Annotated in this window: 14 protein-coding genes; 5 read left to right on the top strand and 9 right to left on the bottom strand. The window is 59.1% G+C overall.

Annotated features, from left to right (window positions below):
- Positions 1-36: 36 nt before the first annotated feature.
- From ALO43_RS25715 to ALO43_RS25700, 4 genes are read right to left on the bottom strand one after another with little or no spacing between them, the layout of a single operon-like run.
- Positions 37-2016: an acetyl/propionyl/methylcrotonyl-CoA carboxylase subunit alpha gene (locus tag ALO43_RS25715; RefSeq protein WP_054998346.1), complete on the bottom strand. Its 1980-nt coding sequence runs from the start codon at positions 2014-2016 to the stop codon at positions 37-39.
- Positions 2013-2852, bottom strand: a complete 840-nt coding sequence (locus tag ALO43_RS25710; protein ID WP_024671484.1) for a gamma-carboxygeranoyl-CoA hydratase — start codon at positions 2850-2852, stop codon at positions 2013-2015. The genes ALO43_RS25715 and ALO43_RS25710 overlap by 4 nt, the downstream gene beginning before the upstream one ends.
- 14 nt (positions 2853-2866) lie before the next feature.
- Positions 2867-4474 carry a carboxyl transferase domain-containing protein gene (locus tag ALO43_RS25705; RefSeq protein ID WP_053932566.1) on the bottom strand — a complete coding sequence of 536 codons (1608 nt, stop codon included), beginning with the start codon at positions 4472-4474 and terminating at the stop codon, positions 2867-2869.
- Between the two features lie 13 nt (positions 4475-4487).
- The gene (locus ALO43_RS25700) at positions 4488-5651 is read right to left on the bottom strand and encodes an isovaleryl-CoA dehydrogenase (protein ID WP_005892932.1); all 1164 of its coding nucleotides are present in this window, start codon (positions 5649-5651) and stop codon (positions 4488-4490) included.
- A gap of 230 nt (positions 5652-5881) precedes the next feature.
- Here ALO43_RS25700 and ALO43_RS31000 point away from each other — a divergent pair, with 230 nt between their 5' ends.
- Positions 5882-6121, top strand: a complete 240-nt coding sequence (locus ALO43_RS31000; RefSeq protein ID WP_024671487.1) for a hypothetical protein — start codon at positions 5882-5884, stop codon at positions 6119-6121.
- 282 nt (positions 6122-6403) lie between these two features.
- Here the strand turns inward: ALO43_RS31000 and ALO43_RS25690 are convergent, their stop codons facing one another.
- The 3 genes from ALO43_RS25690 to ALO43_RS25680 all read right to left on the bottom strand — a co-directional run bounded on the left by ALO43_RS25690 (position 6404) and on the right by ALO43_RS25680 (position 8804).
- Positions 6404-7303: a hydroxymethylglutaryl-CoA lyase gene (locus ALO43_RS25690; RefSeq protein WP_054998345.1), complete on the bottom strand. Its 900-nt coding sequence runs from the start codon at positions 7301-7303 to the stop codon at positions 6404-6406.
- Between the two features lie 16 nt (positions 7304-7319).
- The gene (locus ALO43_RS25685; RefSeq protein WP_005892925.1) at positions 7320-7712 is read right to left on the bottom strand and encodes a MerR family transcriptional regulator; all 393 of its coding nucleotides are present in this window, start codon (positions 7710-7712) and stop codon (positions 7320-7322) included.
- A 162-nt stretch (positions 7713-7874) separates the two neighbouring features.
- Positions 7875-8804, bottom strand: coding sequence for a LysR family transcriptional regulator (locus ALO43_RS25680; protein WP_005892924.1), 930 nt, complete (start codon positions 8802-8804; stop codon positions 7875-7877).
- 184 nt (positions 8805-8988) lie between these two features.
- Between ALO43_RS25680 and ALO43_RS25675 the strand changes: the two genes are divergently transcribed.
- Positions 8989-10218 (top strand): acyl-CoA dehydrogenase, encoded by a 1230-nt coding sequence (locus ALO43_RS25675; RefSeq protein ID WP_024671490.1) that lies wholly within the window; start codon positions 8989-8991, stop codon positions 10216-10218.
- Positions 10219-10230: 12 nt separating this feature from the next.
- Here ALO43_RS25675 and ALO43_RS25670 read toward each other — a convergent pair whose 3' ends face one another.
- Both ALO43_RS25670 and xthA read right to left on the bottom strand, forming a co-directional pair.
- A complete protein-coding gene (locus ALO43_RS25670) occupies positions 10231-11571 on the bottom strand; it encodes a substrate-binding domain-containing protein (protein WP_054998344.1) in 1341 nt (446 codons plus the stop codon).
- A gap of 131 nt (positions 11572-11702) precedes the next feature.
- Positions 11703-12515 carry an exodeoxyribonuclease III gene (gene xthA / locus ALO43_RS25665; protein WP_024671492.1) on the bottom strand — a complete coding sequence of 271 codons (813 nt, stop codon included), beginning with the start codon at positions 12513-12515 and terminating at the stop codon, positions 11703-11705.
- Positions 12516-12706: 191 nt separating this feature from the next.
- On the opposite strand from xthA, the gene ALO43_RS25660 reads away from it, so the two are divergent.
- The 3 genes from ALO43_RS25660 to ALO43_RS25650 are packed head-to-tail and all read left to right on the top strand — an operon-like array spanning position 12707 to position 18848.
- A complete protein-coding gene (locus ALO43_RS25660) occupies positions 12707-13378 on the top strand; it encodes a GNAT family N-acetyltransferase (protein ID WP_005892919.1) in 672 nt (223 codons plus the stop codon).
- A 59-nt stretch (positions 13379-13437) separates the two neighbouring features.
- Complete coding sequence (locus tag ALO43_RS25655) at positions 13438-15162, top strand: autotransporter assembly complex protein TamA (protein ID WP_024690029.1); 1725 nt, start codon at positions 13438-13440, stop codon at positions 15160-15162.
- Entirely contained in the window at positions 15159-18848 is a 3690-nt protein-coding gene (locus ALO43_RS25650; protein WP_054998343.1) for a translocation/assembly module TamB domain-containing protein, read from the top strand. The genes ALO43_RS25655 and ALO43_RS25650 overlap by 4 nt, the downstream gene beginning before the upstream one ends.
- The last annotated feature ends 49 nt before the right edge of the window (positions 18849-18897 follow it).

Genomic DNA, 18897 nt, shown 5'->3' with positions numbered 1-18897 from the left:
CTGGCACTGTGACGGGTACCTGGCAGCGCAGCTCGGTCAGTCCAGCTCCACCAGAACGGCGCCTTCATTGACCATCTCTCCCTCTCGACAGTAAAGCGCGCTGATTACACCCGTAGCGGCTGCACGGATGCTGTGCTCCATCTTCATGGCCTCAAGCACCACCAACTGTGCCCCGGCTTCGACCGTCTGGCCCACTTCGACCAGCACGCGGACGATGCTGCCATTCATGGGCGCGGTCAGGCCGCCATGCTGTCCCTGAACAGACTCAACCAGGTTCACGGGGTCAACTTTGTGCACGGTGTGCAGATCAGCCTGCCATTTGAGGTAAAGCGTGTCGCCGCGACGTGTTGCAAGGTGCCTTGTGCGCAAGCCATCGCCTTCAATATGCAGTTGCTCGCCTTCCAGATGGATCAGCGATGTGCCGTTATCGAGCAGGCGCACGGCATGAGTTTGCCCGTTGCAGCTCAGGAGTACATTGGTCTGTGCAGGCAGGCCGACACGAAAGCCTGACGCGTCGGCCCACGGTGAGTGCAGGTCGGCCTGATCGATACGGGCCGGTTCGCTCTGTCTGAACGCCTCGGCGGCAGCTTGCCAGAATGCCTCGCAGGGCTCGTGGGTCGCTGGCAGCAGTTGATCCTGGTAGCGAGGAATGAAACCGGTATCCAGTTCGGCCGCAGCAAAGGCTGGATGAGCAATGATGCGGCGCAGAAAGGCCAGATTGGTCCTGACGCCGCCTACGGCGAACTCGTCCAGCATACCCAGCAGGCGCAGGCGCGCTTCTTCGCGGTTTTCGCCCCACGCAATCAGCTTGCCGAGCATGGGGTCATAGAAGGGTGAAATGCTGTCGCCCTCGGCCACACCGCTGTCTATGCGTCTGCCGACGCCGCTGACGGGCTCTCGATAGAGCTCAAGCCTGCCTGTCGCGGGCAGAAAATCGTTGGCCGGGTCTTCGGCGTACAGCCGGACTTCTATAGCGTGTCCTGTCAGCGGGACCTGCGCCTGAGTGATCGGCAAGGGTTCACCACGAGCAACGCGGATCTGCCACTCCACCAGGTCGAGCCCGGTGATGTACTCGGTGACCGGGTGCTCTACTTGCAGGCGAGTGTTCATTTCCATGAAAAAGAACTCTCCGCGGGCATCCAGCAGAAACTCCACCGTGCCTGCTCCCACGTAGCCAATGGCCTGTGCAGCAGTGACTGCAGCTTCGCCCATGGCCTTGCGCAGTTGCGGCTTCAGACCGGGCGCAGGGGCCTCTTCGACTACTTTCTGATGACGGCGCTGAATGGAGCAGTCGCGTTCGTTCAGGTAAAGGCAGTTGCCATGCCGGTCGGCGAACACCTGAATTTCGACGTGTCGTGGAGAGATGACGTATTTCTCCACCAGCATGCGTGAATCGCCAAACGATGAAAGCGCTTCGCGTTGCGCAGAGGCCAGGGCTTCGGCCATCTCGACGGCATGCTCGACCACTTTCATGCCTTTGCCGCCACCCCCGGCAGTGGCTTTCAGAAGCACCGGATAACCAATGCGCTCGGCGGCGGCAAGGAATGTGTCGATATCCTGCGCATCGCCATGATAGCCGGGCACCAGCGGTACGCCTGCCTGTTCCATCAGCGATTTGGCGGCAGACTTGCTGCCCATGGCGTCAATGGCCGAGGCGGGCGGGCCGAGAAAGATCAGCCCGGCCTTTTCGATTGACCGGGCAAAGTCGGCGTTTTCAGATAAAAAGCCGTAACCGGGATGGATGGCCTGGGCACCGCTGGCCCTGGCTGCCTCGATCAGCTTGTCGATCGCCAGATAGCTTTCGCTTGCCTTGCTGCCGCCCAGGTCGATACGGACATCGGCTTCACGGCTGTGACGAGCGTCGCGATCAATCGCGCTGTGCACTGCAACGGTCGTCAGCCCCATCTTTTTCGCCGTGCGCATAATGCGGCAGGCAATTTCACCCCGGTTGGCGATCAGCAATGTGGTCAGCTCGGGTGCCTTGATATCAGCTACCTTGATGTCAGCTACGTTCATGACTGCAGGTCCTTCTCTGATGCTTCTTCAGCCGTATTGTGTCGCTGCCAGCCGGGTGCGCGTTTTTGTAGAAATGCACGCAGGCCTTCCTGGCCTTCAGGGCTGGTGCGGATGCGGGCAATGGTGCTTTCGCAATAACGACGTACTGCAGGCGTGAGTTCGCCACTGCCGACTTCCCGCAGCAATTCCTTGCTGACGCGCATGGCCTGGGGGCTGTTGAGCAGTAGGTTGTCTATCCAGTCGACGGTTCGCGCCTCAAGGTCGGGCAGGGGATAGCACTCGGCAATCAGGCCTATGTGGCGCGCTTGCTGACCGTCGAAGCGCTCGGCGGTCAGGGCATAGCGCCGCGTCGCCCGTTCGCCGATGGCCTGCACGACGAAAGGGCTGATAACCGCAGGCGCGAGTCCGATGCGCACTTCGGACAAACAGAACTGCGCGTCTTCGGCGGCGATGGCCATGTCGCAGCAACTGATCAGGCCCAGTGCGCCGCCGAACGCTGCACCTTGTACCACCGCCAGCGTCGGGATTTTCAGTCGGGCGAGGTTGTACATCAACTCGGCCAGTTCACGTGCATCGTCCAGGTTGGTGTTGTAATCGAGATCGGCTGCCTGCTGCATCCAGGCCAGGTCGGCGCCGGCGCTGAAATGCTTGCCACGTCCGCGTAGCAGCAAAAAACGCACACTTGCATCGCCTTGCACCTGATCCAGGGCGAGGATCAACTCGTGAATCATCTGGGCGTTGAAGGCATTGTTCTTGTCCGGTCGGTTCAGCCACAACGTGGCAAAACCACGGGGGTCGAGGGTCAGTTCAAGGGTTGCGAATGAAGTCGAAGTCATGGTCGTTTCCCGGCTCACATTCGGAACAGCCCGAAGGTGGTAGGTTCGATGGGCGCATTGAGCGAGGCTGAGAGGGCCAGAGCGAGAATGTCACGGGTTTGCGCCGGGTCTATCACCCCATCGTCCCACAGGCGCGCGCTGGAATAGTAAGGGTGGCCCTGATGTTCATACTGATCAAGAATCGGCTGTTTCAGCTCGGCCTGTTGTTGCGCGCTGAATGCCTGGCCGGCACGTTCGGCCTGTTCGCATTTGACCTGCACCAGCACGCCTGCGGCCTGCTCGCCGCCCATTACGCCGATGCGTGCGTTTGGCCACATCCATAAAAAGCGTGGGTCGTAGGCGCGACCGCACATGCCGTAGTTGCCGGCGCCGAAACTGCCGCCGATGATCACCGTGAACTTGGGCACCCTGGCACAGGCCACGGCGGTCACCAGCTTGGCTCCATGCTTGGCGATGCCGCCTGCTTCATACTTCTGGCCGACCATGAAACCAGTGATGTTTTGCAGAAATATCAGCGGGATGCCCCGCTGGCAGGCCAGCTCGATGAAATGCGCACCTTTCTGCGCCGCTTCGGCAAACAGAATGCCGTTATTCGCCAGAATCGCGACCGGATAACCGTGCAGCCTGGCGAAGCCGCAGACCAGCGTCGTACCGAACAGCGCCTTGAATTCATCCAGCACGGAACCGTCTACCAGCCTGGCGATGACTTCGCGCACATCGAACGGCTGCTTGGTGTCGGCGGGGACAATACCGTATAGCTCATCGCTGGCATACAGCGGCGCAACCGGCGGCTCGATGCTCAACTGGCCCGCCTTGCGCCAGTTCAGGTTAGCGATACTGCGCCGTGCCAGCGCCAGGGCATGCTCATCGCTCTCGGCGTAATGATCGGCGACCCCGGAGGTGCGGCAATGCACATCGGCACCGCCCAGTTCTTCTGCGCTGACCACTTCACCGGTGGCAGCCTTGACCAGCGGCGGGCCGGCCAAAAAGATGGTGGCTTGCTGGCGCACCATGATCGCTTCGTCGGCCATGGCGGGCACATAGGCCCCACCTGCCGTGCAAGAACCCATTACCACAGCGATCTGCGCAATGCCCTGGGCGCTCATGTTGGCTTGATTGAAGAAAATCCGCCCGAAGTGTTCACGATCGGGAAACACTTCGTCCTGGCGCGGCAGGTTGGCGCCGCCCGAGTCCACCAGGTAGATGCACGGCAGACGGTTTTGCTGGGCAATGGTCTGGGCGCGCAGGTGCTTTTTCACGGTCAGCGGGTAGTAGGAGCCGCCTTTCACCGTCGCGTCGTTGGCGATGATCATGCACTCGACGCCTTCGACACGACCAATGCCGGCAATCACTCCGGCAGCCGGAACATCTTCACCATAGACCTCATGCGCGGCCAGTTGGCCGATTTCCAGAAACGGCGAGCCGGTATCCAGCAGGCGATTGATGCGGTCGCGGGGCAGCAACTTGCCGCGCGATGTGTGGCGCTCCTGAGCCTTGAGACCGCCGCCTTGCTGGACCTGATTGAGCAGGCTGCGCAGCGCGTGGACCTGCTTGAGCAACGCCGAGTGATTAAGCGCAAACTCTGCGGAACGGGTGTTGATTCGGGTGTGGAGAATGGCCATGTGAGCTCCGCAATCAACGGGTTTCGTTGAACAGTTCGCGACCTATCAGCATGCGCCGGATTTCGCTGGTGCCTGCGCCGATTTCGTAAAGCTTGGCGTCACGTAACAGCCGCCCGGCTGGAAATTCGTTGATATAGCCATTGCCGCCGAGAATCTGAATGGCGTCCAGCGCCATCTGCGTCGCACGCTCGGCGCTGTAGAGGATGACGCCTGCGGCGTCCTTGCGCGTGGTCTCACCGCGGTCACAGGCCTGGGCCACGGCATACAGGTAGGCACGGCTGGCATTGAGCTGGGTGTACATGTCGGCAACCTTGCCTTGAATCAACTGGAACTCGCCGATGCTCTGGCCAAACTGCTTGCGGTCATGAATATAGGGCACAACCACGTCCATACAGGCTTGCATGATCCCGGTGGGCCCGCCGGAGAGCACCACGCGTTCGTAGTCCAGGCCGCTCATCAGCACCCTGACACCACCGTCGAGCGCCCCCAGCAGGTTCTCTTCCGGCACCTCGACATCATCGAAAAACAGCTCGCAGGTGTTGGAGCCGCGCATACCGAGCTTGTCGAATTTGCTGCCACGCGAGAAACCTTTCCAGTCTCGCTCGACGATAAACGCGCTGATGCCGTGCGCAGCCTTTTCCAGGTCGGTCTTGGCGTAGATGACATAGGTATCGGCATCCGGCCCATTGGTGATCCAGGTCTTGCTGCCATTGAGGACGTAATGATCGCCACGCTTGTCAGCGCGCAGCTTCATGGAAACCACATCCGAGCCGGCGTTCGGCTCGCTCATGGCCAGTGCGCCAACGTGCTCGCCGCTGATCAGCTTGGGCAGGTAGCGGGCTTTCTGCGCAAGTGTGCCGTTGCGGTTGATCTGATTAACGCACAGGTTTGAATGCGCGCCGTAGGACAGCGCCACGGAGGCCGAGCCGCGGCTGATTTCCTCCATCGCGACCACATGCGCCAGATACCCGAGTCCTGCGCCGCCATATTCTTCGCTGACTGTGATGCCCAGCACGCCCATCTCACCGAATTTGCGCCACATGTCGACGGGGAACAGGTTGTCCTTGTCGATCTGGGCAGCGCGGGGGGAGAGCTCTGCGGCGACGAACGACTGCAACTGATCACGCAGCATGTCGATGGTTTCGCCCAAGGCGAAGTTCAGGCTGGGGTAACTCATGGGCAGCGTTCCTGTTTTATTCTTTGTTTGATAGGTTCGAATCAGCTATTACCTTTACGTTAACGTAAACTTGTAGCCGGATGCTGTCAATGCGGCCTATGGGCGAAAAGACGCTGGGGAAGTGCGTGTACAAGGGAGGGGGAGCGACGGCGACATCGGCGCCAGGCAAACGCCAGAAAGCACGAAGGGGAGCCTGGGCTCCCCTTCAAGGTGTATCTCTATGCTCTTTTTTGTTTGTCGGGAGGTCTGTTGTTGTTTTTGGTGACCTGACCCTTCACATCTTTTTTGAGCGACCCACAAGCTGGATCAAGAGCAAACGTATTTTTTTGAGCGCTGAGGCCACTTTCATCGTGTTGATCCAGTCAGTACGGGAGCTGCCTTGGGGCAGTTTTATTGTTCTCTGTCTGACTGCGAACGACTTGCCAGGCAAGCTGTTCAGAAAAGCTGTCCACTTCAAAAAAATCTGTTAGCTACGCCTCTGTCCGTGTTGTTCTTGTTATGTCAGAGCCGGTACGTGTTGTTTTTATTGGGTTGCTGCGTGTTTTTATTTTTGTTGTACAAGAGATATAGCAGGACCCGTGCCAGTTTTCCGAAACCCATGAAACAGTGAGCTTCAGGGTTATTTCAAGGCATCAAGCCATTTGATTCTGCGGTCGATTGTTTCCGTGTTACCCGTTTGTCTCGACTGAACGCGGGGGAGAATAACACTCTGTGACAAGATGTCGCACCTCGTTACCGACCGGTGACGTTTGTCACTGGGCCAGCCTGGCCTTGGCAACCCGAGAGCCGTTGCTGCGTTGCAAAACGTCGCAAATGCGCTGTCCGGCGTCGATTACCTTGTTTAGATCGACGCCTGTTTCGATACCCAAGCCCTGCAGCATGTACAGCACATCTTCGGTGGCCACATTGCCGCTGGCGCCTTTCGCGTAGGGACAGCCACCAAGGCCTGCGGTAGAGCTGTCGAACACCTGGATGCCTTCCTCCAGGCTGGCGTAGATGTTTACCAGTGCCTGGCCATAGGTATCGTGAAAATGCCCGGCCAGCTTGCCGCGTGGGATCTGGTCGGCGACAGCATTGATCAGCGCCCGTGTGGCGCCCGGTGTGCCTGTACCAACGGTGTCACCCAGCGAAATCTCGTAGCAGCCCATCGCGTGCAGTTCATTGGCCACGGCAGCCACCTGCGCCGGAGGTACGCTGCCTTCATAGGGGCAACCCAGCACGCAGGACACATAACCTCTGACCCGCATGCCATGCAGGCGCGCAGCAGCCATGACAGGCGCGAAGCGTTCCAGACTCTCGCTGATGGAGCAGTTGAGGTTGCGCCGGGAGAACCCCTCGGTGGCGGCAGCGAACACCGCGACTTCCCGAACTCCTGCTGCCAGTGCGTCCTCGAACCCCCTAAGATTGGGGGCCAGGGCCGAATAGATGACACCTTCACTGCGCTTTATGCGTTCAAAGACCTGAGCCGACCCTGCCATTTGCGGAACCCACTTGGCAGACACGAAACTGCCGACTTCTATATGAGTGAGCCCTGCATTGGTCAGATCATCCACCAGCCTTACCTTGTCTTCGACACTGATTGACCGGGCTTCATTCTGCAGGCCATCACGTGGGCCGACTTCGACAATGTTTACCTGTTGCGTGAGTGACATGGCAGCGCCTTCGGAGTCAGTGTGAGAGGGCAGCGGTTTTATCGAGTTCGGCACGGCAGCGTTCCTCAGCGGTGTCCAGTTCCAGCTGCATCTGCTGGATATCCAGCAATTGCTGCTCCAGCTGTTGCCGGCGCTCGGCAATCTTGCCCAGCATGGTCTGCAACTGCTTTCGATTGCCGCCGCGAGGGTCGTACAGCGAGATCAGTTCCTTGCACTCGGCCAGCGAAAAACCAATACGCTTGCCACGCAGGATCAGCTTCAGCGTGACTTTGTCACGGGCCGAATAAATACGTTCGAGGCCTTTGCGCTCGGGGCTCAGCATGCCTTGCTCTTCGTAAAAGCGGATGGCGCGGGTGGTGATGTCCAGCTCGCGGGCAAGCTCGGAAATACTGTACGTCTGACTGCTCATGGCTGTGCTCGGCGAAAGGAACAACGCTAACCTAAAGTCAGCTTGACGTAAGCGTCAAGAAAGGGGGCTGATTAAATGCGTCAGGCACCTGGCTTGAAAGCTAGAAACAGCTTTAACTATTTTATTAAAATGTTTTAAAAACAAAGTCTTAATATTATAAGTTCATGCGTTTTCAAGATGGCTTTCTTGAGCGACCACGCGCTGGGAAAGCTCTATGATCTGCTCGCGCATCCAGCGGTTGGCGGGGTCCTGATCGGTGCTCTCGTGCCAATAGAGGTGCATTTCAACAGATGGAACGTCGTTGACCGGCAGGTACACGTAATGCAAGTCATTGCGTCTGGCGAAGCGTTCCGGCACGGTCATGACCATGTCTGTCTGCTGCAGCACCTGGGTCGCCATCAGGTAATGCTGCGAACGCAGCGCGATCCTGCGTTGAATGCCTATCTTGCCGAGCGCAAGGTCCACATGGCCCAACCCGCTGCGGCGGCTTGAGATATGAATGTGTGGCTGTGCCAGATAATCATCCAGCGTCAATTGTGCCTTGTTCGCCAGCGGATGGCCTTTGCGCATGCCACACACGTAGCGGTCTTCCATAAGCTTGACGTGACGTACCTGCGGGTCGGTATTGAGCGGTGCGTCCACGGCAAAATCGAGGCGACCTGCGGCCAGTTCCTTGGTGGTTTCGCGGCGTTTGGACAGGAAGCTCTCAATGGTGACCGCAGGCGCGAGGCGTCTCAGGCGCTGAAATAGCGCCGGCAGAATGACTGCTTCGGTCAGGTCGGTCATGCTGATGCGGTAGTTCTTGCCAGCCTGCAGCGGATTGAAAATACGGCTTTCCTGTACCGAGACCCTGAGCAATGAAAGGGCGTTACGCACCGGGCCGATGATGTTCTGCGCCATGGGCGTAGGGACCATGCCTTGCGCTGTCCTTACAAACAGCGGGTCATTAAACGTCTCGCGCAAGCGTGCCAGTGCATTGGACACCGCAGGCTGGGTGATGCCGACAATCTGCCCCGCACGGGTCAGATTGGCTTCGGTGTAGATGGCGTCGAAGACAATGAAAAGGTTGAGATCGACCTTGTTCAGGTTCATTGATGAGGCGCCTCGTGCTGTTATTGTGATGAGCTTTCCGGTAGGCAGAGTGTGCCGTTGCGATGAAGAATCATATATCGGTTATGAATGTTTATACACGACGAGAATAGATTAGATAAATGCTCGTCGCTTCTTTAGCATCCGGTCATGAAATCGAAAACCTGATCGAAAAGGTAGCGAACCCATGGATTTTGCGTATTCCCCCAAAGTGCAGGCACTGCGTGAGCGAGTCACGGCATTCATGGACAGTTACGTTTATCCGGCCGAGCCGGTCTTCGCACAACAGGTCGCAGAAGGGGATCGCTGGCAGCCCACGGCGATCATGGAGGCACTCAAGGCTCGTGCAAAGTCAGAGGGATTGTGGAATCTGTTCTTGCCCGAATCAGAACTGGGTGCCGGACTGACCAACCTGGAATATGCACCCCTTGCTGAAATCATGGGCCGCTCGTTACTTGGGCCGGAACCGTTCAATTGCTCTGCGCCCGACACCGGCAACATGGAAGTGCTGGTTCGCTACGCCAGCGCCGAGCAGAAAGCCCGCTGGCTTGAACCGTTGCTGCGTGGCGAGATTCGTTCTGCATTCGCCATGACCGAACCTGAAGTAGCTTCGTCGGACGCTACCAACATGGCCGCCCGTGCCGAGCGCGCAGGCGATGAGTGGGTGATCAATGGCCGCAAGTGGTGGACCTCCGGTGCCTGCGATCCGCGTTGCAAGATACTTATCTTCATGGGCCTCACCAATCTCGACGGGCCACGTCATCAGCAGCACTCGATGATCCTCGTGCCGGTCGACACGCCGGGCGTGAAGATTGTCCGACCGCTGCCTGTATTTGGCTACGACGACGCCCCGCACGGCCATGCCGAAGTGTTGTTTGAAGACGTCAGGGTGCCGTTCGACAACGTATTGCTGGGTGAAGGCAGAGGTTTTGAAATTGCCCAGGGCCGCCTGGGGCCAGGTCGTATTCATCACTGCATGCGCTCCGTCGGCATGGCTGAGCGCGCGCTTGAACTGATGTGCAAGCGCTCTCTCGACCGCGTTGCGTTCGGCAAGCCATTGGCAAAGCTGGGTGGCAACATCGACAAGATTGCCGACTCGCGCATGGAAATCGACATGGCCCGTCTGTTGACGCTGAAGGCGGCCTACATGATGGACACCGCCGGTAACAAAGGGGCTAAAAGCGAGATAGCACAGATCAAGGTCGTCGCGCCCAATGTTGCGCTGAAGGTCATTGATCGGGCCATCCAGATGCACGGCGGGGCCGGTGTTTCCGATGATTTCCCTTTGGCGTACATGTACGCCATGCAGCGCACGCTGCGCCTGGCCGATGGTCCTGATGAGGTGCATCGCGCAGCCATCGGCAAATTCGAGCTGGGCAAGTACCTGCCTGCAGACCTTTCTCGCAGCCGGCCCTGAGTCGCAGGGCGGTTATTGCACCCAGACCTCGACGCGGCGGTTCTTGATTCTGCCATCGTCGATATCGTTGTTCGCCACAGGCATTTCGTCACCCAGCCCTAGAATCTCGCGAAATGTAACGCCGCTCTTCAACAGCTCGCGGCGCACGGCCATGGCGCGTAGTCGCGAGAGCAGGGTGGCGCGGGCCGGATCGCTCTTGGCATCGCCGAAACCGACCAGCGTCACATGCTGATCAAGCTTGTCTTGCGCTTTCAGGTAGTCGGCCACTCGCTTAAGGTCCTGCTGAGCCTTGTTGTCCAGCCTGGCGCTGCCTTGCGCAAAACGAAAGTTGACGGAAAGCCGGTCAGCCTTGCGAGTCAGCGCCTGATAATCGGCAGGCATCTGCGCAGTGGGCTGCACTTTCAGGGCCTGCACCGTCTGCGCTACAAAACCGCTTCTGGCCACAATGGCCTGACCATCGGCGCTTTGCGCGAAATGCACAAGCGCCTGTGCCCAGCGCTGGTGACCCGCGGGCGGCACATACAGGTAGAGACGGCGCGAAAGCGGATAATCCTCGGTGGCAATCAGGCTGGTGGTCGGCAGCATCGGCCTGGACTCTCCATCTGCAATGGCGACGGCTCTTGCATGTCTGACCGAGGGCAGCCCGGTAAAACCGATGCCGTTGACGTCTTTGCTGACCTCGTCGGACAGCTGTTCGCTGGACTCGAAGCGCAAGGCGTTAGCGGCCAACTGCTTGCCGTATTTAGCGAGTACCAGCTCCTTGAAGGTTTCATACGTACCGGACTTCTCATCGCGTACATACAGATGAATCGCTCCCGGATTGCCACCCACCTCGCTCCAGTACTTGACCTCACCACTGAAAATCCGCGCCAGCTGCACAGTATCCAGCTGTCTCAGCGGATTGCCCGGGTTCAGAATGACTGCGACGCCATCAATGCCGATGATTTGCTCTCCCGCCGCACTTTTAAGGTCGCCAAGTCCGGCCAGGTCTTTCGCTTCCTGATCCTTGATCGGACGCGAAGAGGCGGCAATGTCCGTGTTACCGGCCTTCAGGGCAGAAAAGCCGGTGCCGGAGCCGTGCGCGGCGATGTCGATGCTGACCAGTTGCCCGGTTGGCGTCGTACCGACGACTCGCAGCTCGTTGACGGCGCTGGGGAGGGACCGCACTGCTTGCATACCTTGTTGACGCATCAGTTCTTCAACCAGTGCAGGCGTCAGTTGAGCGTTGATGGTGTTGGAGCCCTGGATGCGCAGCACTGGCGCGTCGCCCGAAGCCATTGGCAATGCCGCAATCGCGGAGGCGGGCAGGGTGGCGCTCGTCAGGATCAGCGCCGTTAGCAGAGCGCGCAGCATCGGCGTCACCATGAATCACGGGAGGGTGACGGGAGAATAAGACAGTGATATTGCTGGAATATGACGATTGCTCGGTCATTGCGCAGGCGACCCGCTCAGGAATGAACACGGGTCGTGCGGCGCAAACCTGATCAGCTCAGTTCAAGCCAGATAGGGGCGTGATCGGAAGGCTTTTCCATGCCCCGCAGATCATAGTCCACGCCAGCGGCCTTGATGCGCGGCTGCAGACCGGTCGACGTCATGATCAGGTCGATGCGCAGGCCGCGCTTGGGCTCGTCTTCAAAACCGCGGCTGCGATAGTCGAACCAGCTGAAGCGATCGCTGACCTCTGGGTTCAGATAGCGAAAACTGTCCACCAGCCCCCAGTTCTTCAGGCGTTCCATCCATTCGCGCTCTTCGGGTAGAAAACTGCATTTGCCGGTTTTCAGCCAGCGCTTGGCATTGTCAGCCCCAATACCGATGTCGCAGTCCTCTGGGGAAATATTGACGTCGCCCATGACGATCAGCGGCTGGTCATTGCTGAAATGGCTTTCCAGCAGGCTCTGGAGGTTTTCGTAAAAACGCTGCTTTGCTGGAAACTTGGTCGGGTGGTCGCGACTCTCGCCCTGGGGAAAGTAGCCATTCATGATCGTGACCGGCTGGCCATTGCTGTCCGCGTAGGTGCCCCGGATAAAGCGCTTCTGCGACTCTTCGTCGTCGCCTTCGAAGCCTTTGTGCAGGTCCAGCGGCGGATTGCGCGACAGCAGTGCCACGCCGTAATGGCCTTTCTGGCCGTGGAAATGCACGTGGTAGCCCAGCGCTTCGATGTCGGCATGGGGAAACTGCTCATCCGAAACCTTGGTTTCCTGAAGGCCGATGACATCAGGCTGGTGTTTTTCGATCAGCGCCGCCAACTGATGGGGGCGGGCACGCAGCCCGTTGATGTTGAACGAGACGATTTTCATAAAGCGGCAGTCCTGAGCAAAAGCAAACGGCGATGCTAGCCGACCTGCCGGTTCAGGACCAGTGTTGCGTAGGTACAACGTAGCAGCGGTGGTCCGAGAATTTATTGGAACTGTTATCAATGGCCATCACTCGAAAGGCTGCTTGCCAGAACCGCTGCGCAAGACGCAGTTCCGTTAACACGAGGCCCTTTATGTCCCTACCTGTTGCCATCACGGGCGAAATCCGCCAACTCGACAGCGGCTATTCCCGTGAAACCCGCTCTTTGCTGTTCAGGGCCTACCGGCACGACCCGACGTTTGCGTACCTGTTCAATGCTGAGCGTGAGGGGTACGAGCAACGCGTACTGGCGACCATCCGCCAACTGGTCAAGCAGCATTTCCTGCAGAACCAGCCAGCGCTGGGCCTGTTTCTTGAAGATCGTCTGGTCGGCGTAGCCCTGATCGCGCCTCCGCAGCGCCGTCTTGGCGTCACCGAGAGCTGGGCGTGGCGCCTGCGTATGGTGATGGACACCGGGCTGGGCTGCACGCAGCGTTACCTGGCCTATTACAACGCCGTACTTGCATGCGTGCCATCAGAAACTGTGCATGTGCTGCCCCTGATTGGCCTGGACCCAGAGTTTCAGGGGCAGAAGCTGGGTCAGGATTTAAGCGAGCAATTGTTAGGCGCGTTGCATGACTGGTGCGCTGTGGATGAAAACTCTCAGGGCATCGTCGTAGATACTGGCAACCCCCGATATCTCGAGTTCTATAAACGACAGGGTTATGAGGAAATTGGCGAGATCGCTGTGGGACCGGTCCGAGAACACGTGTTCTTTCATCCGAACCCTCAGGTTTTACTGCCGGTAGCTGACGTAACGGTTTGAATAGCGGCCCATTCGTGGGCTTTCAGAACAGCCTGTCGATCGTGATAGCATCTTCGCCCATGAAGCTTTTCAGATTATTCGGCAGCCTTTTCCTGATGACCATAAGTGCAGCGGCGCTGGCAGAGGCTCGTCTGGACGTAAGGGTCGAGCCTGCCAATCCCGAGCTGAAGTCAAACGTCGAAGGGTACATCGGCGATCTCGGAGGGCGTGATGCAGAGGCGCTGCGCAACTTCAGTCTGGGCGCCGAGCAGCAGGCCGAAAAAGCGGCTCAGGCGCTGGGGTATTATCAGGCGCAGATCGACAGCGAGATAAAGGACGGTGCCGAGCCGCGTCTGGTCATCAATATCAAACCTGGTGAACCTGTACACCTGCGCAACGTGGTGATCCGGGTCGACGGGCCGGCAGCGTCGCTCAAGGCTTTCAAGGTGCCGAAGAGCGACGCGCTCACGACCGGCGCAGTACTCAACCACGGCAATTACGAAGATGCCAAGCGCCTGATCCAGAACCAGGCATCCCGCTATGGTTTTTTCAGTGGTCGCTTTACCCGCCAGCGCCTGGCCATCGACCCGCGTGCCGGGGTTGCCGACATCGAGCTTATATTTGACAGCGGTCCGCGCTATACGCTCGGCCAGGTGAAGTTCAGTGGTAACACGCCATTCGATGAAGAACTGCTCAGGCGCATGGTGCCTTTCAAGCAAAACACCCCATACGACTCGCAACTGATTGCCGAACTGACCCAGGACATGCAGGCCAGTGGCTATTTCGAGGGCGTGCGTGTCGACGCAGCGCCGACTGCGGCGGTGAACGATGTGATTCCGGTCATCGTCCAGCTGGAAACCCGCAAGCCGCGCACGATGGGTCTTGGTCTGGGCTATTCCACCGACGTCGGGCCACGCGGCAAAGCCAACTGGACCCGGCACTGGGCCAACCCGCAAGGGCACAGCTACGGCTTTGAGTCGGAGATATCCGCACCCCGGCAGAACGTCGGTCTGTGGTACGACGTGCCACTTGATCCACCTTTGACCGACAAGATGCGGTATGCCGGCGGCTATCAGTATGAAGAGATCGCGGGCACTGACAGCCTCAGCAAGCTGCTGACTGCCGGGCCGGAATGGCACAGCAAGCTGCCCAGCGGCTGGGAGCGGGTCATTTCTCTCAAATGGCAGCGTGAAGAGTATCGGCTGGGTGATGATGCGGGTTTGAGCACACTGCTGATGCCAGGCATCAGTTACTCATACCTGCGCAGCGATAATCGCATCGATCCACATCAGGGCTACCGTCTGCAGTTCGAGACGCAAGTGGCCAAAGAGGGCATGTTGTCGGATGCCAATCTGGTGCATGCCAACGTGTTGCTCAAGGGCTTGACGACAGTCGCCCAGAACCATCGTTTTCTCGGTCGCGTGCAACTGGGCGGCAATTTAACCGACGGTTACACCTCCATACCGCCTTCGCTGCGCTTTTTTGCCGGTGGCGATCAAAGCGTGCGCGGCTACGACTATCAAAAGCTGTCCCCTACCAACTCCGACGGCGATCGCATCGGGGGCAGGTACATGTTCGCCGGCAGCGTCGAGTATCAGTATTCGATTGCCGAAAAGTGGCGTCTGGCAACGTTTGTCGACCAGGGTAATTCGTTCAACAACCTTGACAGGCCGGACCTGAAAACCGGTGTCGGCTTCGGTGTTCGCTGGGTTTCGCCAGTGGGGCCGTTGCGTCTCGATCTGGCGCACGCTCTGGACGATGACGGCGGCATACGTCTGCACTTCTCGATGGGGCCGGAGCTTTGAACGAGGTCAATATCAAACGCGGCGCAAAGGCGGCCGGTCTTAGCCTGATCGTGTTGCTGGCACTGCTGGTCATCGGTGTCTGGCTGCTGCTTGGCACTCAGGCTGGCAGTGGCTGGGCTTTGGCACGTGTCCCTGGCCTGCAGGTCGAGAATTTTCAAGGGCGGCTCGGCGGGCAATGGCATGCGGACCGTTTGATATGGCAGCAGGGCGAGGATCGTGTCGAGGTACAGTCGCCCGAGTTCGAATGGACGCCTGCCTGCCTGTTGAAAATGACGCTGTGTATTGACCGCCTGCATGCAGGGCAAGTGCTCCTGCATTTTCCCCCTGGCAGCCAGCCAGACAGTGATGAGCCAGTCAGCCTGCCAGCGCTCACCCTGCCGCTGGCCTTGCAACTGGGCGACGTACAACTGGGTAGCCTGCAACTGGACGGCGTCGAGCAATTACGCGATTTAAAGCTGGCGGCGCACTGGACCTCCGCAGGGCTGCAGATAGGCAGCGCGCATCTGCAACGCGATGCGCTGATTCTGGACCTCAACGGCCTGCTCAAACCCGAGGGTGACTGGCCACTCAGTGCCCAAGGGCAACTGCAACTGCCTCCACAGGACGGGCAGGCGTGGACGCTGGCTCTGGATATTCAGGGTAATCTGCTCAAGACCCTGCACCTCAAGGCTGACAGCAGTGGTTACCTGGCGGGCGTGCTGAGTGGCGAATTGCAGCCTCTGACAGCGCATCTGCCTGCGCAATTGAAGCTGGTTGCCGACCACTTCAAGCCGAGTTCGGCGCTGCCCGACACTCTGCAGCTCGACCAGTTGCTGCTGACGGCCGAAGGCAATCTGGATGAGGGTTATCTGATCGGCGGCACGGCCAGTCTGCCAGCCCGCAAAGGCCCGGTTGCTCTGGTATTGCAAGGGCGAGTCGATGCCAGCGGTGCAACGCTTGCGGCACTGAACCTGGCCGCCAATGATCAAGAGCGGCTTGCCATTAATGGCAAACTGAACTGGCAGAACGGGCTTTCAGCCGATGCGACAATCGACTGGCTGGACTTCCCTTGGCAGCGACTGTATCCGCTGGAATCCGAACCGCCGGTGTCTCTGCACAGTTTCAAAGGTGATATTTCCTATACCGACGGCCAGTATCTGGGCAATTTCAACGCCAGCCTCAAAGGCCCCGCAGGCGCTTTTACGCTGGTCAGTCCGTTCAGCGGCAACCTGCAGGAGGTTCACCTCCCGCAGCTGGAGCTGGTCGCAGGACAAGGCAAGGCCAGTGGCCATCTGAATCTGCAATTTGCCGATGGTATCGGCTGGGATACGGCGCTTGACCTGAGCGCACTGGATCCTTCGTTCTGGGTTGCCGAATTGCCCGGAACACTGGCAGGTCCGTTGCGCAGCAGCGGTCAGCTCCGAAACCAGCAGCTGCAACTCACTGCGGACCTTGATTTGAAAGGTCGCGTGCGCGGCCAACCTGCCGTATTGCAAGTCAGGGCCGACGGTCGCGATCAGCAATGGAATGTCGGCAGCCTGAACATTCGCCTGGGTGACAACCGCATTCAGGGCGCTGGCAGTGTGCAGCAGCGACTGAAAGGGCAGCTTGATATCGACCTGCCGCGTCTGGGCCAGTTGTGGCCACGGCTGACGGGGCAGGCGAAGGGTCGCATGGACCTGGCCGGCACACTGCAGGCCCCGGAGGGAAAACTCGCTTTGCAGGGCAATCAGCTCGCGTTCCAGGAAAACCGTCTGCAAAGCCTGGCACTCGACGCCAGACTGGATCCGGCGCAGCGTGCCACCATCAGCCTGAAGGGTGCAGGCATCCAGGCGGGCGATACCGCATTAGGCACCTTGCTGCTGAACGGGCAGGGTACGTTAAAGGCCCAGCAGTTGAAGCTTGACCTGCAAGGACCATTGCTCAAGCTTGCTGTTGCACTGGACGGCACGCTTGAAAAGGGTGATTGGCGCGGTCGTCTGGCTAGCGGTTCGGTGCAAAGTGGTGGCCAGAACTGGCGCCTGCAGCAACCGGCAAAAATCGAGCGCCTGGCCGATGGCAGGCTGAACTTCGGCGCGCACTGCTGGCTGTCTGGAGCCGCAAGCCTGTGCGGCGGCGACCAGCGCTTGATGCCTGAGCCACATCTGCGCTATCAGTTGAAAAACTTCCCGCTCGACAGTCTGGCGCAGTGGATGCCCAAGGACTTCGCCTGGAAGGGCGCGTTGAATGCGTATGTGAGGCTCGACATTCCGGCGGCAGGCCCCAGCGGGCAGATCACGCTTGATGCCGGAGGCGGCATGCTGCGGGTCCGCAATAAAGGGCAGTGGCTGGACTTCCCCTATCATACCCTGAAGCTCAGCAGCACCATGACCCCCATGCGTATCGACTCGCGTCTGGACTTTGAGGGCGGGAAACTGGGCCGTTTGCTGTTGAACGCGCAGATCGATCCGCTGGCAAAAGACAAGACTCTGTCAGGCGACTTCAATCTGTCCGGGCTGGACATCTCGGTGGCAAGGCCGTTCGCGCCGACGGTGCAGAAACTCAACGGGCGGCTGAACGGTGCCGGCCGGTTGTCGGGAAGTCTGCTCGCGCCGCTGGTCAACGGCAGCGTAACCCTTGAAGGCGGTGAGGTAGCCGGTGCCGAGCTGCCGATGGAGCTGCACGATCTGAAGGTTCAAGCGTTGATTGCCGGAGAGACCGTGCAAATCGAAGGTGGTTGGAGAAGTGGCAGCACTGGCCAGGGTTCTATTGGCGGTCAGGTGGCCTGGGGGCAGAACCTGATGGTTGATGTGAACCTCAAGGGGTCTCGTCTGCCGATCAATGTCGAGCCTTATGCTGCGGTTGAGGCGGCGCCTGACCTGAAAATATCCATGAAGGGCGACCGGCTGGCCATTTCCGGCAAAGTGCTGGTGCCCAAAGGCACGATTACCGTACGGGAGCTGCCGCCGTCCACGGTCAAGCTCTCGGGCGACACCGTGATCGTTGGGCAGCAAACCGAACAAGGTGCGCCGCCACTTGCAGTGGCCATGGACATCGACGTGCAAGTCGGCCAGGAAACCCTCAGTTTCAGCGGCTTCGGGCTGACCGCCAATCTGGTCGGGCAGGTACACATAGGTGACAACCTGGACACTCGCGGAGAGCTTAATCTCAATGACGGCCGCTATCGCGCTTATGGGCAACGGCTGACCATCCGCAAGGCTCGCCTGCTGTTTGCAGGCCCGGTGGACCAGCCCTATCTGGATATCGAGGCCATTCGCCAGACCGACGATGTGATTGCCGGTATTCGTCTGACCGGCAGTGCCGAGCAGCCCACTACCGAGGTGTTTTCCGAGCCTGCGATGAGTCAGGAGCAGGCGCTTTCCTACCTGGTCATGGGCAGGCCCTTGAGCACCTCTGGCGAAGACAACAACATGGTTGCTCAGGCTGCCTTGGCGCTGGGCGTTGCCGGGAGCTCTTCGACCACCGGCAAGCTCGCGGACAACCTGGGTATCAAGGACTTCGAACTGGATACATCGGGGACCGGTGACAAAACCAATGTGGTGGCCAGCGGCAAGATCACCGAGAAGCTCAGCCTGCGCTATGGTGTAGGTGTCTTCGAGCCGGCCAATACCATTGCGTTGCGCTATCTGTTGAGCAAGCGGGTTTACCTTGAGGCCGCCAGCGGTGTTGCCAGCTCACTGGATATTTTCTATAAAAGAGACTTCTGAATAGCGCTGGCCGCTGCGAGCGTCCAGCGTTTTCGTTCAACCGGTTTAC

The sequence above is a fragment of the Pseudomonas tremae genome (assembly GCF_001401155.1).
In the GTDB taxonomy this organism is placed as follows: Bacteria; Pseudomonadota; Gammaproteobacteria; order Pseudomonadales; family Pseudomonadaceae; genus Aquipseudomonas; species Aquipseudomonas tremae.
The sequence above is the reverse complement of the archived record's forward strand: the minus strand, read 5'-3'. Positions and strand labels throughout refer to the sequence as shown.

Coding starts and splice junctions, on each gene's coding strand:
- ALO43_RS25710 (WP_024671484.1), bottom strand. CDS start 2,852: ATGACTTCGACTTCATTCGCAACCCTTGAACTGACCCTCGACCCCCGT.
- xthA (WP_024671492.1), bottom strand. CDS start 12,515: ATGAAAATCGTCTCGTTCAACATCAACGGGCTGCGTGCCCGCCCCCAT.
- ALO43_RS25715 (WP_054998346.1), bottom strand. CDS start 2,016: ATGAACGTAGCTGACATCAAGGTAGCTGATATCAAGGCACCCGAGCTG.
- ALO43_RS25660 (WP_005892919.1), top strand. CDS start 12,707: ATGTCCCTACCTGTTGCCATCACGGGCGAAATCCGCCAACTCGACAGC.
- ALO43_RS25690 (WP_054998345.1), bottom strand. CDS start 7,303: ATGTCACTCACGCAACAGGTAAACATTGTCGAAGTCGGCCCACGTGAT.
- ALO43_RS25670 (WP_054998344.1), bottom strand. CDS start 11,571: ATGCTGCGCGCTCTGCTAACGGCGCTGATCCTGACGAGCGCCACCCTG.
- ALO43_RS25675 (WP_024671490.1), top strand. CDS start 8,989: ATGGATTTTGCGTATTCCCCCAAAGTGCAGGCACTGCGTGAGCGAGTC.
- ALO43_RS25705 (WP_053932566.1), bottom strand. CDS start 4,474: ATGGCCATTCTCCACACCCGAATCAACACCCGTTCCGCAGAGTTTGCG.
- ALO43_RS25680 (WP_005892924.1), bottom strand. CDS start 8,804: ATGAACCTGAACAAGGTCGATCTCAACCTTTTCATTGTCTTCGACGCC.
- ALO43_RS25700 (WP_005892932.1), bottom strand. CDS start 5,651: ATGAGTTACCCCAGCCTGAACTTCGCCTTGGGCGAAACCATCGACATG.
- ALO43_RS25655 (WP_024690029.1), top strand. CDS start 13,438: ATGAAGCTTTTCAGATTATTCGGCAGCCTTTTCCTGATGACCATAAGT.
- ALO43_RS25685 (WP_005892925.1), bottom strand. CDS start 7,712: ATGAGCAGTCAGACGTACAGTATTTCCGAGCTTGCCCGCGAGCTGGAC.